This is a genomic window from Haliea sp. (assembly GCF_040221975.1).
GTDB lineage: Bacteria > Pseudomonadota > Gammaproteobacteria > Pseudomonadales > Halieaceae > Haliea.
Genome location: NZ_JAVJWR010000027.1, coordinates 81,998 through 100,592 on the forward strand (window position 1 = coordinate 81,998; position 18,595 = coordinate 100,592).

An 18,595-nucleotide genomic window follows, 5' to 3' on the forward strand; every position below is an offset into this window, starting at 1 on the left:
CCGCAAAAAAAGCCCGGCGGATGGCCAGGCTAAGGGGAAATGCTACTTGACGCCATAGTGCGCAGCGGTTTCATCCAGCGCCTGGTGCAGTTTTTCCACCAGGATGTCGATTTCCGCCGTGCTGCAGACCAGCGGCGGCGCGGTAATCATTGCATCCCCGGTCTGGCGTACCATCAGGCCGTTGCTGTTGGCGCGGTCGCGGCAGTAGACCGCGGCCTGGCTGTCGGGGGCGAGACGCTCGCGGGAGCCCTTGTCGCGAACCAGTTCGACGGCGGCGAACATGCCGCGGCCGCGGACCTGGCCCACGATCGGGTGGCTCTCCAGTTCCCGCAGGCGGCGCTGGAAATGGGGCGCAATGTTGTCCGCCGCAGTCTGGATGATGTTGGTCTCGTGCAGTGTCTTCAGGGTTGCCAGGCCCGCGGCACAGGAGGCAGGGTGACCGGAGTAGGTCAGGCCGTGGGCGAATTCGCCGCCATGCGCCAGCAATACATCGGCAATCTGGTCGCTGATCATCACCCCGCCCAGGGGGATATAGCCGTTGGTAATGGCCTTGGCGAAGGTCATCAGCTGGGGCTTGATCTGGTAGGTATCGCTGCCGAACCACTCTCCGGTGCGGCCGAAGCCGCAGATCACTTCGTCGGCGATCAGCAGGATGTCGCGCTGGTCACAGATGCGCTGGATTTCCGGCCAGTAGCTGTCCGGGGGCACGATGACGCCGCCCGCACCCTGGATAGGCTCGGCGATAAACGCGGCGACATTGTCCTCACCCAACTCGTCGATCTTCTGCTCCAGTTCCCGTGCCACCTTGACCCCGAACTCTTCCGGAGACAGGTCGCCACCCTCGGCAAACCAGTGCGGCTGGTTGATGTGGTGGACATAGTTCAGGCCCCAGGCCTGCTGGTGCATGGCGTTCATGCCGCCCAGGGAGCCGGCGGCGATGGTGGAGCCGTGGTAGGCGTTCTTGCGGCTGATGAAGTGTTTTTTGTTGGGTTTGCCCAGCAGGTCGTAGTAGCGGTGTACCAGGCGGATATTGGTGTCGTTGGCCTCGGAGCCGGAGTTGGTGAAGAACACGTGGTTGAAGCGCTCGGGGGTAATGTCCACCAGCGCCCGGGCCAGTTCCACCGCGGGCTGGTTGGAGCAGCGGAAGAAATTGTTGTAGAAGGGCAGCTCCTGCAACTGGCGGTAGATGGCTTCCACGATCTGGTGCTGGCTGTAGCCGAGATTGCAGCACCAGAGGCCGGACATGCCGTCCAGCATCTTGTTGCCATCGGTGTCGTGGATGTAGATGTGCTCGGCACGGTTGACGATGCGCCCGCCATGGGCGGCGTAGTCGCGCAGGTCGGTAAAGGGGTGGAAGTGGTGAGAGCGATCGAGATCGCGCAGTGCCTGTGATTCAGCTGTCATGTCGGTGGTCCTGAGTATCTACCCGGAAGTGGTATAGCCGTGCACGTTGCGGGCGTAGTTTAATGACGTTGCCAAACAGTGTGGCACAGCACCCCGCTGAAGCAATTACCCCAAAAGTGGTGTTTTCCATGAATGATGTGCAGCAGAGCCTGCAGGCTTTTCTCAACAGCAATCCCGACATCGAGATATTCGAGATCATGCTCCCGGATATCGGTGGCGGCATGCGTGGCAAGTGGGTCACCCGGGACAAGATCCACAAGGTATTTGCCGGTGAGGTGAAGCTGCCCGCGAGTTCCATCGCCTTTGACACCTGGGGCCGCGACATTGAGGCCTGGGTGTTCAACGGCGGCGACGGCGACGGCTACTGCGAGGCAGATGTCCGCACCCTGGCCCGGGTGCCCTGGATGCCCCGGCCCACGGCCCAGGTGCTGATGTCGATGCGCGAGGCCGACGGCAGCCCCGGCGTTCTCGATCCGCGCTTCATGCTGCGCGCGATCATGGCCCGTTTTGCCGAGCTGGGCCTGACCCCGGTGCTGGCCACGGAAATGGAGTTCTACCTGTTGCAGGAGGACGCGGATATCCTGGGCCGGCCGCGCCATACCCAGACCGACCGGGTGGGCGGGCGCCTGCAGGCGGGCCAGACCTACTGCCTGGATACCATGGCGTCCATGTCAGAGCTGATGCACGGCATCCGTGACGCCTGCGAGATCCAGCAGCTGCCGGTGGACACTCTGATCAAGGAGGGTGCCCCGTCCCAGTACGAGATCAATCTCTACCACAGCCCCGACGCCCTGCTTGCCTGCGACCAGGCGGTGATGCTGCAGCGCGCGATCAAGGGTGTGGCCCGCAGCCAGGGCCTGCTGGCCACCTTCATGGCCAAGCCCTTCGGTGAGCTCGCGGGCAACGGCATGCACGTGCATTGCAGTCTGCTGGATGCCGAGGGCAACAACGCCTTTGACGACGGCACCGGCAAGGGCACCCCGCTGCTGCGCCAGGCCATTGCCGGCTGCATGGCGAACATGGCGGACAGCATGTTGCTGTTCGCCCCGCACCTGAACTCCTACCGCCGCTTCCGTCGCGGCACCCACGCGCCGCTGGCGCCCTGCTGGGGCTACGAAAACCGCACCGTTTCCCTGCGGGTGCCGACCGACCAGCCAGCGGCCACTCGTATCGAACACCGCGTTGCCGGTGCGGATGCCCACCCGCACCTGGCCGTCACCGCGATTCTGGCGGGCATGCTCGCCGGCATCGAACAGCAACTGGAGGCGCCGCCGCCCATCACCGGCAACGCCTACGACCAGGTGCCGTTGTCATTGCCGCGCTACTGGCCGGATGCCCTGGACCGATTCCGCGATTCGGCATTCATTCGCGACAACTTCGGCCCCGAGTTCCAGCGCGTGATGACCCTGATGAAAGAGCAGGAGATGGACGACTTCGACCGCCAGGTTACCCCGCTGGAGTATGACGCCTGTCTCTAGGCAGGACGCTGGCGCCCAGCAGCAGCGAGGGAGACGATTATAGCGCAGGGCGGGCGCGGCCCAACGTTGCCCCCTGATATCAGATATTATCGAACACCAAGGCTGTTAATTTCGAATAGATCGATTCCGCTGCGACCGTTAAGGTATGGGCGCTGTTGTGTCCATACCCCGACCAAGGAGCTGTTCATGAAAACCCTCAAGACCCTGTCTCACGTATTTGCCATGACCGCAGCACTTGCCGTGCTCGCGCCCGCGGCACAGGCGCTGGAGTTGCCGGTCACCCAGACCGCGTCCTCCCAGGCGGCCCTTGCTCCCGCGGACGCTCTGGAACTGCTGAAGGCGGGCAATGCGCGTTTTGTCGCCGGCGAAATGTTGCAGCGGGATCTCGGTGACCAGGTTTCCGCCACGGCTGCCGGCCAGTACCCGCACTCCATAGTACTCGGCTGTATCGACTCCCGGGTGCCACCGGAGCTGGTGTTTGACCAGGGTCTGGGCGACATCTTCAGTCCCCGCATTGCCGGCAACGTGGTGACGCCGGAACTGCTGGGCAGCATGGAGTTCGCAGCCGCTGTTGCCGGGTCCCGTGCAATCGTGGTTCTGGGCCATACCGAATGTGGCGCGGTGAAAGGCGCCTGTGACGGCGTTGAGCTGGGCAACCTGACCAGCAACCTGGCGCACATTCATCCGGCGGTAGCGGCGGTGCCGGTCGCAGAGGGTCCCCGTGATTCCTCGAATACGGCCTGGGTCAACGCCGTCGCGCATGAGAACGTTGCGCAGATGGTGCAGCGTATTCTCGACGACAGTCCGTTGCTCAAGGGCCTGGTGGATGAGGGCAAGCTGCTGGTTGTCGGCGCCATGTACGATGTCGCCACCGGCAAGGTGGAATTCCTGTAGCGGGAGGTGCAGTGGGCCAGCTCTGCTCTGGCCCACTGCGAAGCGATCAATCCCAGGTCATCCCCAGGCGCATGCCGACGGTGCGCGGGCGCTGGGGACCGAAGAAGTGGGAGGGCAGCACGCCGCCGTTGTTGTTCTGGCCGTCCCAGGTAAATTCGTCGGTCAGGTTCTCCACGTAGGCTTCGATAAACCAGTTGGCGTCCGCCTCGTAGGCGACACGCAGGTTGGACTGTGCCGAGCCACTGATTTTCGTCTCCCGCAGGTTCTCCCAGCCGCCACCGCGCTCGCTCTCGTAGGTGAGCTCGAAGTTGCCGGTAATGGCGCCGCCGCTGACCGGGAAGTTGGCGCTCAACACTGCTGCGGCAGACCATTCCGGCGCCCAGAACAGCGAGCTGCCCTCGCAGCCGTCGGCATCTTCCAGGCCGCAGATGTCCTGCAGTTCCGTGGCTTCTGAATCCAGATAGCCGGCCGCGAGGTAGAGGTCGAAGTTGTCGCTGAGGCGACCGGTAATCGAGCCCTCTACGCCCCAGGCTTCCACCTGACCGACATTCTCGACCAGGGAGGCGCCGCCGTCGAAGGTGACCACCTGCAGGTCTTCATACTCGTAGTAGAACGCGGTCAGGTCGACATTGGCGCGACCGTCAAGCAGTGTGTCCTTGTAGCCCACTTCCCAGGAGTCCACGGTTTCGGGTTCGAAGGCATTGGGCAGGAAACCGTCGCCCTGGCGCAGGTCGATATTGCCGATGGCGGGTTCACCGGCGGGGTTATTGCCGAGGTTGAAGCTGCCAAAGCCGCCCGACTTGAAACCCTCCGTGTAGCCGGCGAAGAACATGCGCTCACCGGTTGGGCGCCACTTGGCCAGTATCCGCATGGTGACGTCGTCCCAGGTTTCGCTGTCGCTGATGAACTCGGCGGTGGAGAAACCGTAGGCCCAGTAGGGCCCCAGCTCGCTCTCCGGTGTCGGCACCAGGATCGAGAAATCCTTCTTGTCCTCGGTATAGCGCAGGCCGAGCTCCACATCGAAGCTCTCGGTGAGGAAGTAGTTGGCGTTGACGTAGGTTGCCCAGCCGGAGTAGTCGCCCTTGATGCGGCCGGTCTCGACCAGACGGCCGTCCGCCGACGGGGTGAACTCGGAGCCATAATAGGCGTACAGGTCCTCACAGCCGGAGAAGGTCATGCCATAGTTGTAGTAGTAGCCGTAGTACTGGCAGAAGAAATCCTCGCGCCCGGAAAAGCTGAAGCGGGTATCAATATCTTCCTCGTAATAGGAGATCCCTGCGTACCAGCTCAGCGGGCCATCGGTGGTGGAGGTCAGGCGGAACTCCTGCTGGAAGTACTCGCCGGTCTGGTCCTGGCCGTAGTTGTTCAGGTCCAGCGGGGTGCCGTCGTAGTCCTCGTTGTAGAAGTAGTCATGGTCCTTGTAGCCCGTGTTCGAGGTGAGCGTGGCGAAGTCGAGGTCGTAATCGACATGCAGGCCGAAGGTCAGGATGGTGGCGTCGTCGTTGTCACCGCCGCTACGGTCCGAGTCAATGTCCTCGTCGCTGCCGCGCAGCTCCACGCCACCCAGGGCTGCGTCGAACGCCTCCCAGATGTCACCGCGATCCACCGCCCGGTAAACGGAACCGGATTGTTCGCGATCCTCGTATTCGACCATTGTGCGCACCATCAGCCGGTCGCGCTCGTAGTTCGTGGACCAGCGCAGTGCCCACTTGTCGTGCTCGATCAGGTCGGGGGAACCCGGGAACTTGTTGTCGGCGAACCCGTCTTCGGTGGAATAATAGCCCGCCAGGCGGGTCGCGAAGTGATCGGAAACAGGCAGGTTTATCGCGCCCTCGAGAGCGCGCCGGCCACGTTCTGCCACGTCAATTTCCACGTAGCCGCTGGGGCTGGATCCCAGTTCCGCGCGTTGGGTGTGAACGCTGAAGGCACCGCCGATGGAGTTGCGCCCGAACAGGAAGCCCTGGGGGCCGCGCAGGATTTCGGCCCGGTCAATATCGTAGAGGCTGGTAACCGCCGAGCCGTTGCGGCCTTCGTACAGGTCGTTCTTGAAGAAGGCGGAAGAGGGGTCGCCGCCGACGCCGAAGTCCTGGGTGCGGACACCGCGGACGCTGATGGCATCGATGAAGCTGTCCTGGCTGTTGCCGGTGACGCCGGGGGTGTAGGAGACCAGGTCCTTGATGTCGTTCATGTTGACCTTGTTGACGAAATTCCCGGACAGGGCGGTGATCGCCAGCGGTACGTCCTGCACCGACTCGCTGCGCTTGGTCGCCGTGACGATGACCTCTTCCAGCGTTTGCGACCAGGCCGGCGCACTGATCGTGGAGGCCAGCACGGCGGCGGATACGGCCCTGGCAAGCGCGTGGGTGGTGCAGGGTCGGCGGTTTTCAATAACCCGGCCGCGATGGTCTGTATTCATGGCTACCCCTGGAATCGACTGGTGGTGTTCTTTTTGGCACCGGATACCTGTGCCGTTGTGTGCCCCTTTTATACGCTTTGCTCGACAGCTGCACAATCGGGGTGTTTGGCGTTCGACGATAGTAAAAGCGTGCTGCAAAGGGTATAACCCTATGGTGTAGCGTGGCGGCAAAGCGTTACTCCGCGAGCGGGATACCTGCTGCCTCAAGTACCCGCTGCATGGGAGCGAGTTGTTGCCGGTAACGCTGCCAGCGGCCAATAGAACGCGTGTGGGCAGGCTCCCGCACCTGTACCGCGCTGGCGGTGGTCACCGCACTGTTCTGCTGGTGGAAGGCGAGACAGGCATTCTCCCAGGGCAACTGCAGGTACTCGAGCAGGGCGCGGGCGTTGGGTTCGAGCGCACGTGCGGTGTCTTCGTAGCAGATGTCAAAGATGCGTCCCGGGAAGCGCTCGCGCCACAGCGCCATGAGGCGGCGGTAGCGTACGTGGTGGCGTGCCATCTCGCCCTGCTCGTAGGAATGCAGGTAGGCGTCGGCGAACAGTTGCTTGAAGCTGGCGAAACAGGCATCCATCGGGTTGCGTACCAGATGCACGATTTTCGCATTCGGCAACGCTGCCAGGATCAGCGGAATCAGCAGGTAGTTCTGCGGCAGTTTGTCGACGAAACGGGGCGTACTGCCGCGCATGCGGCTGCTGGTCTGCAGGTACAGGTTGCCCACCTGGCGCGGGTCCAGCTCCTGTGTGCTGTGGAACAATTCGGCGGAAAACCGCCGCGGATCCTGGTAGTTGGCCAGTCGGCGCAGGGCCAGGCCAAACTGCTGCAGCTCGCCGGCGGAGTGCACCTCGGAGTGGCTGCTGATGATCCGCTCCACCAGCGTGGTACCGGTGCGGGGCTGGCCCAGCACGAATATGGGCGAGGGGTCCGGGTTGCCGGGCTTCTGCTCCGCCAGCCACGCGGGCGTATACAGTTCGGCCAGCGCGTTGAACATCGCTTCCTCGGCCACTTCGTCGTAGTCCACCGTGGCCCGCCGGGCGGCGGCGCCGGCACTGAAGGCCGTAAAGGCAGCATCCCACTGTTGCAGGTCTTCCCGTTCCTTGCCGATGGCGTAGAGATAGAACGCGCGCGCCCGCGGATTGTTGCGATGCCGCTCCAGCAATGTCTGCATGATCTCTATGTGGTTTTCATCGCGCGCCTTGGCCGAGCTGGCCAGGGCCCAGTGGGCCTGCGGACTGTCCGGCTGCAGGCGGATGATGTCGCGGAAGATGCTGTCGGCCCTGTCCGTGTCGCCGTGGTACACGAGGTTGTTGGCGAGGTTGAGCATGAACGGCGGGTGGCCGGGCTGGCGGGTGTTGGCGCGAGCGAAAAACGCCTGGGCGGCGCCGTGCTCGCCCATCAACGACAGGGTGGTGGCGATCAGGTCCAGCACGATCGGGTCATCCGGCTGGATACGACGGGTTTCCCGCAGGGCCGCATCCGCCAGGTTGACCTGGCCCTCGCTCATGTACAGGCGCGCCAGCTGGGCCCAGGCCGCAGCGTGGTCCCGCTCCAGCTTCACCACTGACTGGAAGGCGCTGAAAGCGGTGCGCCGATCCCTGGCCTCGAGGGCGACCAGGCCCACCAGGAAATGCGCGGGAACCAGGTCCGGCTGATGCTCCAGCGCCTGCTGGCAGCAGAGCCCGGCGGTTTCGGTGTCACCCCGCCCGAGGGCCGTGAATCCTCGCTGCAACAGGGCTTGCTGCCGCGAATCCGCCGGCTGCGAGGGTCCCGCCCCGGTCATGTTGCCGCCTGCGCCTGCGGTGGTTGCAGGTAGGCGATCAGGGTATCGCCCCCGGCGTAGTTGCCGGCACTCATGAGCGAATCCAGGAACAGGTAGAACAGCTCTGCCTGGGAGCTGACCTCAAGCTTGGCGTAGGCGTGCTTGCGGTGCAGTTTTACAGTCTCGACCGATATCGACAGCTTCTCCGCCAGGGTCCTGGTGCTGTGGCCGTGCAACACCATGTTGATCACCTGGGCTTCGCGCTCGGTCAGCAGGCTGCTGCCGAACTCGTTGAGCGCGGTGTTGAGCTGTTCGCGCAGGTTCACCGCGCTTGCCTGGCCCGATGAGGAGACAGGACGCGTATGCCAGTGTTGCTGGCACAGCACTTCGATGACGGGGCTGACGGCCGCCAGCGCCGCCACCTGTTGCCGGGTGAAGCGGCTCCTGGCACCGGTACGGCCGAGCGCAATGTTGATGAATCCGGTAGTGCCGTTGGGCAGCAGGAAGCCACACTCGTCCTGGTAGCCGCAATTCCGGTACCACGCCTTGTAGTACTCGCTGTCGCGAAAGCCCGTGGGTGCCAGGTCGCGGAGCAGGAAGACGCCGAAGCGGCGATCGCGGCTGGCGGCCTGGTAGAAGGGGTCCAGCACGAAGGCGCCGGCGACAAAGACGTCCAGGGTAGAGCGGCCGAGACCGGCCGGGACCTCGAAATACTCGACCACCGGCAGGTCAGTATCTGGATAGACCAGCACCGTGGCATCGTCGATGGGCACCAGGCTTTTCAGTGTTGCCACCAGCTGGTGGGCGAAGTCCGCATGGCCCACCCGGCTTATCAGGCGCGCGAGCTGTTCATTGTAGCTGGTCGTGGTCGGCATGGAATGGTGTCGATGACTCTTGTCCAGGTTTATTCCGCATCATACCTGCAAAGCCGCCCAATCCAGAAATGCCTGGTTGGCAAGCGAGATGGAACGCTGCCGGCGCCGGGCCAGCAGCAGCCGGATTCGCGGCTGTTCGGCGAACGGTACGGCGACCACACCGGGCTCCTGTTGCGCCAGCATGGCGAGACCAATGGTGGTGCCCAGGCCCTGCTTGACCATGCGGATCAGCAGCGGCAGGAAGTTGCTCTGCAGGCGCAGGTCGGGGCTGACGCCGTGGCTGGCGCACAGTTCATCCAGCCGCTTGCGGATGAAGTAGCCGCTCTCGTACACCACCATGGGCGAATCCTGCAGCTCGGCCACCGGCACGGCACTGCGCCCGGCCCAGGGGTGATCCTCGGCCATGCACAGGACGATCTCCTCATCGACCAGGGGCGCGGTGGTGAAGTCGCCGACGGCATCCTCGCTGGCACCGCTGATGACACCGAGCTCGATCTCATCGTCCAGCAGCCACTGGCGGATGCGGTCGGTACCGGCCTGGGTCACCACGGTGCGCAGCTGCGGGTGCAGCACCAGGAACCGGCCCAGCAAATCCGGCAGGTAGTAGGTCGCCAGCATGGAAGGGCAGGCGATGGCCAGCTCCCCCTGCAGCAGGCCGCGCAGGGCGCCGCCGGTCGCCTTCAGGCTCGCCACCTGCTCGAGAATGGCAACCGCCTGCTGCAGCAGGGTGCGCCCTTCCGCAGTCAGGGTAATGCGCCGTCCGCCGCGGTCGAACAGTACCAGGCCGAGCTCTTCCTCGAGCTTGCGCACCGCGATGCTGACCGCCGGCTGGGCCATGTGCAGCTGCTCCGCGGCCCGGCTGAAGCTGCCCTGGGCCGCCACTGCGCGAAAAATATCCAGCTTTCTCAAGTCCATTTGATATATTTAGCATATACAAGTCATAGAAAACATATATTTTATAAATGAACAATGTCCTGTTAGGGTGGTGGCTGCAGATGACTCTGGAGTGAATCCCATGGCACAGAACAAGCAGTGGCAACGTCTCGACTGGCAGGACCCGTTCCTGCTGGAGCAGCAACTGACCGACGAACAGCGCATGGTGCGCGACAGCGCCCGGCACTACGCCCAGGGGCAACTGGCGCCCCGGGTGCGGGATGCCTTTCGCGCCGAGGAGACCGATGTTGCCATCTTCCGCGAAATGGGCGAGCTGGGCCTGCTGGGCAGCACCATCGACGGCTACGGGTGCCCCGGGGTGGACTACATCAGCTATGGGCTGGTCGCCCGCGAGGTGGAGCGGGTGGACTCCGGTTACCGCTCAATGATGAGCGTGCAGTCATCCCTGGTCATGTATCCCATCCACGCCTACGGTACCGAAGCGCAGCGGGAGAAATACCTGCCCAGGCTGGCCACCGGGGAGTGGATAGGCTGCTTCGGCCTGACCGAGCCCGACCACGGCTCCGACCCCGGCTCCATGATCACCCGCGCCCGCAGTGTCGATGGCGGCTACCGGCTCAGCGGCGCCAAGATGTGGATCACCAACAGCCCCATTGCCGATGTGTTCGTGGTCTGGGCCAAGACCGACGACGGCAAGATCCGCGGCTTCATCCTGGAGCAGGGCATGGCGGGCCTGAGTGCGCCGAAGATCGAGGGCAAGCTGGCCCTGCGGGCCTCGGTCACCGGGCAGATCGTCATGGAAGATGTCTTTGTGGGTGAAGAACAGCTGCTGCCCAATGTGGAGGGCCTGAAAGGTCCCTTCGGCTGCCTCAACAATGCCCGCTACGGTATTGCCTGGGGCGCCCTGGGTGCCGCCGAGAGCTGCTGGTTTGCCGCCCGCGATTACACCATGGAGCGCACCCAGTTCGGCCGCCCGCTGGCCGCCAACCAGCTGGTCCAGCTCAAGCTGGCGGACATGCAGACCGAAATCAGCCTGGCCCTGCAGGGCTGTCATCGCGCCGGTGAGCTGATGGATGCCGGCCAGATTGCACCGGAGCTGATTTCCCTGATCAAGCGCAATTCCTGCGGCAAGGCCCTGCACGTCGCTCGCCAGGCCCGCGACATGCTGGGCGGCAACGGTATCTCCGACGAGTACCCGGTGATGCGGCACATGGTGAACCTGGAGGTGGTCAACACCTATGAGGGCACGCACGATGTGCACGCCCTGATCCTGGGTCGCACGCAGACGGACATTCCGGCCTTCTAGCATGGGCGCCCTGTCCCACATCCGGGTGCTGGACCTGTCGCGAGTGCTGGCCGGCCCCTGGGCCACCCAGATCCTGGCGGATCTCGGTGCCGAGGTGATCAAGGCCGAGCGCCCGGATGGCGGCGATGACACCCGGGCCTGGGGACCGCCCTTCATGGCGGATGCGGACGGCGAGCCGACCGCGGAGTCTGCCTACTTTCTCTGCACCAATCGCGGCAAGCAGTCGCTCTGCCTGGACATCAAATCCACCGAGGGTCAGGCAACCCTGCGCGCCCTGGCCGCGCAGTGCGATGTCGTGGTGGAGAATTTCAAGGTCGGCGATGCCGCTCGCCATGGCCTGGATTACGCCAGTCTGTCGGCATTGAACCCGGGATTGGTATACTGCTCCATTACCGGTTTTGGCCAGACCGGACCACTGCGCGAGCGACCCGGTTACGACTTCCTGGTACAGGCCATGGGTGGCCTGATGAGCGTCACCGGCCAGCCCGACGGCAGCCCGGGTGCGGAGCCGATGAAGGTGGGGGTGGCACTCACGGATATCATGACCGGGCTCTACGCCACTATCGGCATCCTCGCGGCGCTGGCCGAACGCGACCGCTCCGGGCTGGGCCAGCAGGTCGACCTGGCACTGCTGGACGTGACTGCGGCAACCCTGGCCAACCAGGCCAGCAATTACCTGGTCGGTGGCATTAATCCCGGCCGTCTCGGCAATGCCCACCCGAACATCGTGCCTTACCAGAGCTTCGTCGCCCGCGATGGTCATCTGGTAGTGGCAGTGGGCAACGATGCCCAGTTCCGGCGGTTTGTCGCAGTGCTGGAATGCCCGGAGCTGGCGGATGATCCCCGCTTTCTGAACAATCGCCTGCGGGTCCAGCACCGGGAGCAACTCATTCCGCTGTTGCAGGCGTGCATGCTCAGGCGGGATAAATCCGACTGGCTGCAGCGCCTGGAGGCGGCGAGTGTTCCGGCCGGCCCGATCAACAGCGTGGCGGAGGTGTTCAACGAGCCCCAGATCCTGGCGCGGGACATGCGCGTGAACGTGCCCCACCCGCTGAATCCTGATCTGGAGCTGGTGGGCAACCCGATCAAGCTGTCGCGCACGCCAGTCACCTATGGCGCGGCACCGCCGACCCTGGGGCAGGATACCGCAGAGCTGCTGGCACGGGCGGGCAGGTTCAACGCAGGGGAAAGTTGACCGAGATTACGATCTCCTCGTTACCCGGGTTCTCGTCACCGAGACTGGCGTTGGAAAGGTGGTACAGGGCCAGCCCGAGGCGGACCTCGCTGGAGAAGCGATACTCAAGACCATAGCGGCCGCGGTTGTCCAGTGCGCGATCAATGCCCACCTGACCGGCGGACAGGTTGAGTCGTGCTTCGGCCACGGTGATGGGGCTGGCGAGCAGAAGCAGTGTGGCGCTGACCTGCGCAGCGTAGCGGCATTGGCGTCGCATACGGGGGCCTCGCTCAGGCATTACGGACAAATGATGGCCGATAGACCGTGAATGCTCAAGGCGCCGGGAATCCGGGTCTGGCGCCGCTTGAGATTCACTCACTATCCGGGCATTCTGCCGGGACGAAGGGGTGAGCGGAGCGGCTGATGGGTGCAACTGTGGCAGTGGTCGGCAGCGGCATGGCGGGACTCGCCGCGGCCCATGGTTGTCGCAAGGCGGGCTTTGACGTCACCCTGTTTGAAGCCCGCCCGGGCCACGGCATGGATGCCCATGCCATGGCCGTGCAGGGGGGCAATGTCGACCTGCCGTTGCGGGTCATGAGTCCACGCAACTGGCACAGCGTGCTGGCGCTTGCGGCGGAGGTGGGGGTGGGTACATTCCCGGTTGCCACCTATGCCTCCTGCAGCTGGACCGACCGCCAGACCTGGTTTCGCAGCGGCCGCATGCCGGTGACCGGTTGGCCCTGGGTGGGCTCCTGGCGTTATCTCAACCACCGCTCCCTGCGCCTGGCGCGGGGCCTCTGGCAGCTGCGTCGCGCCAGCGCCGGGCTGGCGGCTGGGGACGCCAGCTTCACCCTGGCGGATTTTCTGCAGCAACAGTCTTTTGACCCCCTGTTCTGGCGCGGCCTGGTGCTGCCCCTGCTCACCACCATTTGTACCTGCGACGAAGCACAGCTGCTGACCTGGCCCGCCCCCCAGCTGCTGTCGCTGCTGGATGAGATTCTCCACGGCGGCGGCCTGGTGCGGCTGCAGGGTGGCAGCTCGGCACTGGTGGCGGCGCTTGCAGCTGCCATACCGGCCTTTACCGGCAGCCCGGTACAGCGGCTGGCGGCGCGGGAAGACGGGGTTCTGGTGCACAATGCCCGTGGCGAAGGCGGACAGTTTGATCGGGTTATTTTGGCAGTGCAGGCCAATCAGCTCGATTTTCTCGAGGGCGAGCAGTTCCAGCGGGAGCGGCAGGTACTGGACCAGGTGCGATTCGGCAGCGGCGAGCTCTGGCTGCATCGGGACCAGCGCTTTCTGCCGCGCCGGACCGCTGACTGGAGTGCGCTCAATTTCCAGACTGACCCTGAACTTGCACGGGTCATGTTCACGGTGCTGGTCAATGCCGTGGAACCGACGCTGGCGGCAGCGGAGCCGGTGCTGCAGACCTGGAACCCCCTGTATGAACCGGACCCGGAAACCGTACTGGCCCGGGTGCCGCTGCAGCGGGCGGTGGTCCACACCGGTACCGCCGAGATCCACAGCACCCTCGTCGGGTGGCATGCGGAACCGGATCGCCGCGTCTTCTACAGTGGCTCCTGGGCCTACCCCGGAGTGCCGCTGCTGGAGTCCGCAGTGCGCTCCGCGCAGGCGGTAGTGGCACGTGTGCAACAACTGCAGGTGCGGGTATAGTGGCGGGCGCGTCACCTGATCGGCAATAATCGCTGTTTCCTGGCAATGGTGGGTACGGATGAAGACTTTTCTCAAGATCGTGCTGATACTGGCAGCCATTGTTGGCGTGGGCGTACTGGTGCTGGTCAATGGCAAGCAGCCGGAACCGTTCCCGCCCGGCTCGGAAAGTGCGTCCCGCCTGCAGATGGGGCCGCTGGAGGTGGTGCGCCTGGATCATGAGTTCCTCGACCCCACCCGTCCAACTGCCGCCAATGGTGACTATGCGGGTAGCGAGCAGCGGCGCCTGGAGTCCACTGTGTGGTATCCGCAAGACCGGGAGTACGGCCCCTATCCACTGTTGGTATACAGCCACGGGTACTCCTCGTCACGCCGGGAAGGGGCGTATCTGAACAGCCACCTGGCCAGTCTTGGCTACGTGGTGGTGGCCGCGGACTTTCCCCTGACCAACATGCGTGCGCCCGGTGGTCCGCAGGTAAAGGATGTGGTCAACCAGCCGGCGGACGTCAGCTTCCTGATCGACAGCCTGCTGCAGCTGTCGGCGGATGTCGACCACAGCCTGTACCGGCAAATCGATCCGGAGCGCATTGGCGCCCTGGGCCTGTCTCTGGGTGGCCTGACCACTACGCTGGCGGGCTTTCACCCGGAGCTGCGCGATCCCCGGATCCGGGCCGCGATCTCGATTGCGGGCCCCACGTTTGTTTTCACCCCGGTTTTTTATCGCCACCACAGCCTGCCTTTCCTGATGCTGGCCGGGGACATCGATGCGCTGGTGCCTTATGCGGCCAATGCCGCGCCGGTACCCGGGCAGGTACCCGGGGGCGAGCTGGTCACCCTGCGCGCCGGGTCCCATACCGGCTTTGCCGGGCCGGCCGCGGTGATGCGCTGGCTGCACAACCCGGATGTTGTCGGCTGCTGGATAGTCCAGCGCAATGCCGGCGACGTCATGGAGGAGCCCTGGTTCGACCTCATCGGCCCCCCTGAAATGGGGCTGGATTACGCGGCGGAGCCCGATCTGTGTACGCTGGATCCCCTGCCGGCAGCCATGAATACCCTGCGTCAGCAGATGATTACCCGGGTGGTGGTCAGCAGTTTCTTTGAGCGCCAGTTTTCGCTATCGGCGCCGGCGCGGGCAGCTGCGGCCAGATATTTGCGTCAGGTACTGCCGGCAGAGCTCGACGATGTGACCTATACCCCGCCTGCGGGTTGAGTTGTACTGGCGCGGTCGGGTACCGGAACCCGAGGCCGGGCAAATCGTATCAGGGCCGCTTCTCTGCTGTCAGTACCTGCACCGGATGCACTGGCGCAAGTTGGCCCCGGGGATTCAGTTTGCGCGCCGCCAGAGCCATTGCGGCCAGCGCCGCCTGCCGGTTGTGCGGTGCCGGGTGGGTGCTGAGAAATTCCGGCGGGCGGCTGCCGCCATCCACAGAGCCCATTTTGGCCCACAGGCTGACCGCGGCGTCCGGGTCATAGCCCGCGCGGGTGGCAAGCTCCAGCCCCAACTGGTCGGCCTCCAGCTCGGCGGTACGGCTGTTCGGCAGCTGCAGGGCCAGGGTGGCAGCCATGCCTGCGGCACCCATGGCCATGTTGGGGTTTTCTGACATGGCACCGACCGCGACCACCCCGAGGGTAGTCGCCATCGCCCGGGACATGCGTTCGGCGGTGTGGTTGGCCAGGGCGTGGGAGATTTCATGGCCCATGATCTGGGCGAACTCGGCGTCGGTCAGCTTGAGCTGTTTGAACAGGCCGGTATACACCGCCATCCGACCCCCCGCCATGCACCAGGCGTTGACAGTCTTGTCGTCATCCACCAGAGCCACGCTCCACTCCCAGCCTGCCGACTGCGGATATTCGGAAATTGCCACCGACACCAGGCGTCCGGTAATCGTTGCCACTCGCTTGGCCAGTGCCTTGTCGTTCGAAAGCTGGTCCTTGGCGCCCATATCCGAGACGGTGTTCAGGTAGGCGGCGCGGGATTCCACGATCGCGGCCTCCGGCGAAATCAGCATCAGCTGCCTGCGGCCGGTGGGACTGGTGACGCAGGCAGTCAGGAAGCAGGTGACTGTCAGCAGGATAAATACTTTTTTCATCGGGGGAACCCTCGCGAACGGGCGGCTATTCTAGTCTATGTCGCGAGGATTTTGACTGTTTTGAGGGATGGCCGTTCCCCTCGGCGGCCCCCCTTGGCGGGCCCCCCTCGGCGGGCCCCCCTTGGCGGGCCCCCCTAAAAGGGCAGGCCGTCGTCGATGGCGTGGCCCGCTTCCTCGGGTGTTGCCAGGCCTTTCGTGTAGTGCTTGCCGTTGACTTCATCGCGAATCCTTGCGGCGTCATCCGGTGTGGCGAAGAACTGCGAGTACCACTGGCGGCCGGTACGGAAGGGTCCGTCGGTCTTCAATTGCATGATTTTCAGTGCCGGGCGCTTGAACTTCCAGACATTGAAATCCGCGCCGAAGGCCTCCAGGGCGTTGGCCTGGAATTGCCTGGCGGCCTCCCGGTCCTCGTTGCTGGCTGGGCTGCTGGCGCCCCTGTAGAGTACAGCATGCCAGCACTTGACCACGCCGTCGTCCACCGGAGTGTTGGCGATCAGCTCGAACATGACGGCGTCGCCGAATACCTGCTTCGACAACAGCAGGCCCGGCCCGGTGTACCAGGTGGTGGTATACAGGTAGGTATCATACAGCTGCATCGGGCCACCCTGCCGCTGGATATACACCTGGTCGCGGTACTCGTTCTCGAAATACTCGCAGGGTGCACCGTGGGTGGGCCCCAGATGGCGGCTGTCGGCCATGTTGTCGAGGATTTCCTGGGGGTGGATCTGCAGTTCACCCAGGTGGTCCAGCTCCCACTGCACCCACTGCGGATCATCCCACTGTTGCAACAGGGGCGCGTCGTACTCGGGAGGGCGCCCTTCCGGGTCATACCAGGCCATCACGCAGCCCATGTTGTCCACCACCGGGTAGGAGCGGATCGAGGCCGACTTGGGGTAGGGGCCTTCGGCGTAGGGAATGTCATCGACATCGCCGTCACAGCTGTAACGCCAGCCGTGGTAGGGGCAGCGGATGGAATCGCCCTCGATCTGCTCGCCATTCTTGACGATCATGGCGCTGGTGCTGGCAGTCAGATGGGTGCCCATGTGGGCACAGTAGGCGTCCAGCAGGACGGGTTTGCCGCTTTCACCCCGGTACAGCGCCAGATCCTGGCCAAAGAACCGCACCGCCATGGGTCCGGCGTCGAGTTCCTTGCTTTCTGCCACAATGAACCAGCCCCGGGGAAAGGTATTGGGGCCCAGGTTGTAATCAGCCGCTGTTGCCATGGTGCTTGCCTCCAGTGTTCGCGATTATTCCCAGTATAACGGCCGCGGGCGCCGCAGCCACATCGTGGAGCCGCGGGCCCGGCAGGCAGCTGGGCTTGGCTCAACTATTTGGCTTGCTGGTCTGACGGGTTGTGCTGCTGGTTGAACCTGCGCCCGAGATATACCCCCGTTGCCCCCCAGCAGGCGGCAATGCCGGCGCCGATCAGGGCCACCGGGGCCATGCCCAGGCCCAGGCCCTGGGTCAGCGCGGTGAAGGCCCACGCGTTGACCATGTCTCCGCCCCGGTAGACCACAATATCGATCACCGGTTTCGCCTTGTAGCGGGCCTCCTGGTCGACGGCGGTGAACAGCATCTCCCGCCCGGGCCGGGTAATGGCGAAATTGCCCGCCCGGCGCGCGATCTGTACGCCCACCACCACGGCCACGATGGGCGCTGCAGCCAGCAGCAGCAGCCCGGCACAGATGACCGCGGGAATACAGGCGAGGGTGAAGGGCAGTCCCAGGTGCCTGGCAATGCGCCCCGTGGCAAAGGCGGCGATCACCACGGTCAGTGTGTTGACGGCGAGGTCCATGGCGGCCCAGATTTGGGTCCGGGTCTCCCGGTCATAGGGCTCCAGCAGGTTTTTCAGCTCGAAATAGATGAATGAGCTGATGGAGGTGTAGAGCACGATGAACAGGGCGATGCCGAGCAGGTAGGGACTGCGGAGGAATTCGGAGAAACCCGCCAGGGGGTTGCCGCCGATATAGTCAAAATCCCGGCCGCTGGCGGTGAGACCGGCATTGCCCAGATCCTCGACCTTTAGCCGCTGCAGCCAGTAGACCAGGGGCAGGGTGGCGACCAGGGCCGCGCTGCCGATCAGCAGCAGCGTGTCGGTCCCCGCTTCCGCCGCCAGCAGGGCCGTAAAGGCCGGGCCGAGCATGGCGCCGACGCTGGCACCGGCGCCGATGAATCCGAACAGGCGCGTGGCCTGGGGCCTGGCCCAGGTGTCGGCCATGAAGCTCCAGAATACGGAGATGTGGAACAGGCTGAAGACGCTGATCCAGACGTAGAAGGCCTTGTCCAGCAAGGTGCGCTCGGCCACGGTCTGGATACCGACGTAAAACAGGACAAACGTTGCGGCAAAGAAGCCGTACACCGCCGGTACCAGGTGTCGCAGGCGAATGCGGGTCACGGCGTTACCGTACAGTGATACCGCGACCACGCTGAACAGGAAAGTCAGGGTCCAGAGCACGCTGACTTCGGCATCGCTCCAGTCGCTGGCCATGGCGTCCCGCACGGGCCGCAGGATGTAGTAAGCGGCCATCAGGATCAGCACCAGGCTGAAGGAGCCCAGGGTGGCCCGCGCCTCACGGGGGTGGATGTCGCAGGCGAAGTCCAGTCCCCGCTGCAGCAGGGAGGGTTTCTGTGCGTTCAAGC

15 protein-coding genes are annotated in these 18,595 nt (G+C 64.3%); 6 read left to right on the plus strand and 9 right to left on the minus strand.

Features of this window, described 5'->3' with window-relative positions; genetic code table 11:
* Positions 1 to 42 precede the first annotated feature (42 nt).
* Entirely contained in the window at positions 43 to 1,404 is a 1,362-nt protein-coding gene (locus RLO07_RS11175; RefSeq protein ID WP_462292227.1) for an aminotransferase, read from the minus strand.
* 128 nt (positions 1,405 to 1,532) lie between these two features.
* Here RLO07_RS11175 and RLO07_RS11180 point away from each other — a divergent pair, with 128 nt between their 5' ends.
* Together RLO07_RS11180 and RLO07_RS11185 are read left to right on the plus strand one after the other, a co-directional pair.
* Complete coding sequence (locus RLO07_RS11180; RefSeq protein ID WP_462292228.1) at positions 1,533 to 2,882, plus strand: glutamine synthetase family protein; 1,350 nt, start codon at positions 1,533 to 1,535, stop codon at positions 2,880 to 2,882.
* A gap of 186 nt (positions 2,883 to 3,068) precedes the next feature.
* The gene (locus tag RLO07_RS11185) at positions 3,069 to 3,776 is read left to right on the plus strand and encodes a carbonic anhydrase family protein (RefSeq protein ID WP_462292229.1); all 708 of its coding nucleotides are present in this window, start codon (positions 3,069 to 3,071) and stop codon (positions 3,774 to 3,776) included.
* 46 nt (positions 3,777 to 3,822) lie between these two features.
* Here RLO07_RS11185 and RLO07_RS11190 read toward each other — a convergent pair whose 3' ends face one another.
* The 4 genes from RLO07_RS11190 to RLO07_RS11205 form a co-directional block, all read right to left on the minus strand.
* The gene (locus RLO07_RS11190) at positions 3,823 to 6,192 is read right to left on the minus strand and encodes a TonB-dependent receptor (RefSeq protein WP_462292230.1); all 2,370 of its coding nucleotides are present in this window, start codon (positions 6,190 to 6,192) and stop codon (positions 3,823 to 3,825) included.
* 175 nt (positions 6,193 to 6,367) lie between these two features.
* Positions 6,368 to 7,969, minus strand: coding sequence for a sulfotransferase family protein (locus RLO07_RS11195; RefSeq protein WP_462292231.1), 1,602 nt, complete (start codon positions 7,967 to 7,969; stop codon positions 6,368 to 6,370).
* On the minus strand, positions 7,966 to 8,823 hold the full coding sequence (locus RLO07_RS11200; RefSeq protein WP_462292232.1) for a response regulator transcription factor: 858 nt from the start codon (positions 8,821 to 8,823) through the stop codon (positions 7,966 to 7,968). The genes RLO07_RS11195 and RLO07_RS11200 overlap by 4 nt, the downstream gene beginning before the upstream one ends.
* 39 nt (positions 8,824 to 8,862) lie before the next feature.
* Positions 8,863 to 9,738: a LysR family transcriptional regulator gene (locus RLO07_RS11205; RefSeq protein ID WP_462292233.1), complete on the minus strand. Its 876-nt coding sequence runs from the start codon at positions 9,736 to 9,738 to the stop codon at positions 8,863 to 8,865.
* A gap of 100 nt (positions 9,739 to 9,838) precedes the next feature.
* On the opposite strand from RLO07_RS11205, the gene RLO07_RS11210 reads away from it, so the two are divergent.
* The gene (locus tag RLO07_RS11210; protein ID WP_462292234.1) at positions 9,839 to 11,023 is read left to right on the plus strand and encodes an acyl-CoA dehydrogenase; all 1,185 of its coding nucleotides are present in this window, start codon (positions 9,839 to 9,841) and stop codon (positions 11,021 to 11,023) included.
* A gap of 1 nt (position 11,024) precedes the next feature.
* Positions 11,025 to 12,218, plus strand: coding sequence for a CaiB/BaiF CoA transferase family protein (locus tag RLO07_RS11215; protein WP_462292235.1), 1,194 nt, complete (start codon positions 11,025 to 11,027; stop codon positions 12,216 to 12,218).
* Here the strand turns inward: RLO07_RS11215 and RLO07_RS11220 are convergent.
* A complete protein-coding gene (locus RLO07_RS11220) occupies positions 12,199 to 12,474 on the minus strand; it encodes an acyloxyacyl hydrolase (RefSeq protein WP_462292236.1) in 276 nt (91 codons plus the stop codon). The two genes, RLO07_RS11215 and RLO07_RS11220, sit on opposite strands and share 20 nt — an antisense overlap.
* 146 nt (positions 12,475 to 12,620) lie before the next feature.
* Here RLO07_RS11220 and RLO07_RS11225 point away from each other — a divergent pair, with 146 nt between their 5' ends.
* Together RLO07_RS11225 and RLO07_RS11230 are read left to right on the plus strand one after the other, a co-directional pair.
* On the plus strand, positions 12,621 to 13,868 hold the full coding sequence (locus RLO07_RS11225) for an FAD-dependent oxidoreductase (RefSeq protein WP_462292237.1): 1,248 nt from the start codon (positions 12,621 to 12,623) through the stop codon (positions 13,866 to 13,868).
* Positions 13,869 to 13,926: 58 nt separating this feature from the next.
* Positions 13,927 to 15,075, plus strand: coding sequence for an alpha/beta hydrolase family protein (locus RLO07_RS11230; RefSeq protein WP_462292238.1), 1,149 nt, complete (start codon positions 13,927 to 13,929; stop codon positions 15,073 to 15,075).
* A 49-nt stretch (positions 15,076 to 15,124) separates the two neighbouring features.
* Here the strand turns inward: RLO07_RS11230 and RLO07_RS11235 are convergent, their stop codons facing one another.
* The 3 genes from RLO07_RS11235 to RLO07_RS11245 all read right to left on the minus strand — a co-directional run bounded on the left by RLO07_RS11235 (position 15,125) and on the right by RLO07_RS11245 (position 18,593).
* Positions 15,125 to 15,955: a M48 family metallopeptidase gene (locus tag RLO07_RS11235; RefSeq protein WP_462292239.1), complete on the minus strand. Its 831-nt coding sequence runs from the start codon at positions 15,953 to 15,955 to the stop codon at positions 15,125 to 15,127.
* 134 nt (positions 15,956 to 16,089) lie between these two features.
* Entirely contained in the window at positions 16,090 to 17,178 is a 1,089-nt protein-coding gene (locus RLO07_RS11240) for a Rieske 2Fe-2S domain-containing protein (protein ID WP_462292240.1), read from the minus strand.
* A gap of 104 nt (positions 17,179 to 17,282) precedes the next feature.
* Positions 17,283 to 18,593 (minus strand): NTP/NDP exchange transporter, encoded by a 1,311-nt coding sequence (locus tag RLO07_RS11245; protein WP_462292241.1) that lies wholly within the window; start codon positions 18,591 to 18,593, stop codon positions 17,283 to 17,285.
* Positions 18,594 to 18,595: the final 2 nt, after the last annotated feature.

Coding starts and splice junctions, on each gene's coding strand:
- RLO07_RS11175 (WP_462292227.1), bottom strand. CDS start 1,404: ATGACAGCTGAATCACAGGCACTGCGCGATCTCGATCGCTCTCACCAC.
- RLO07_RS11205 (WP_462292233.1), bottom strand. CDS start 9,738: ATGGACTTGAGAAAGCTGGATATTTTTCGCGCAGTGGCGGCCCAGGGC.
- RLO07_RS11225 (WP_462292237.1), top strand. CDS start 12,621: ATGGGTGCAACTGTGGCAGTGGTCGGCAGCGGCATGGCGGGACTCGCC.
- RLO07_RS11215 (WP_462292235.1), top strand. CDS start 11,025: ATGGGCGCCCTGTCCCACATCCGGGTGCTGGACCTGTCGCGAGTGCTG.
- RLO07_RS11230 (WP_462292238.1), top strand. CDS start 13,927: ATGAAGACTTTTCTCAAGATCGTGCTGATACTGGCAGCCATTGTTGGC.
- RLO07_RS11190 (WP_462292230.1), bottom strand. CDS start 6,192: ATGAATACAGACCATCGCGGCCGGGTTATTGAAAACCGCCGACCCTGC.
- RLO07_RS11235 (WP_462292239.1), bottom strand. CDS start 15,955: ATGAAAAAAGTATTTATCCTGCTGACAGTCACCTGCTTCCTGACTGCC.
- RLO07_RS11210 (WP_462292234.1), top strand. CDS start 9,839: ATGGCACAGAACAAGCAGTGGCAACGTCTCGACTGGCAGGACCCGTTC.
- RLO07_RS11240 (WP_462292240.1), bottom strand. CDS start 17,178: ATGGCAACAGCGGCTGATTACAACCTGGGCCCCAATACCTTTCCCCGG.
- RLO07_RS11200 (WP_462292232.1), bottom strand. CDS start 8,823: ATGCCGACCACGACCAGCTACAATGAACAGCTCGCGCGCCTGATAAGC.
- RLO07_RS11220 (WP_462292236.1), bottom strand. CDS start 12,474: ATGCGACGCCAATGCCGCTACGCTGCGCAGGTCAGCGCCACACTGCTT.
- RLO07_RS11180 (WP_462292228.1), top strand. CDS start 1,533: ATGAATGATGTGCAGCAGAGCCTGCAGGCTTTTCTCAACAGCAATCCC.
- RLO07_RS11195 (WP_462292231.1), bottom strand. CDS start 7,969: ATGACCGGGGCGGGACCCTCGCAGCCGGCGGATTCGCGGCAGCAAGCC.
- RLO07_RS11185 (WP_462292229.1), top strand. CDS start 3,069: ATGAAAACCCTCAAGACCCTGTCTCACGTATTTGCCATGACCGCAGCA.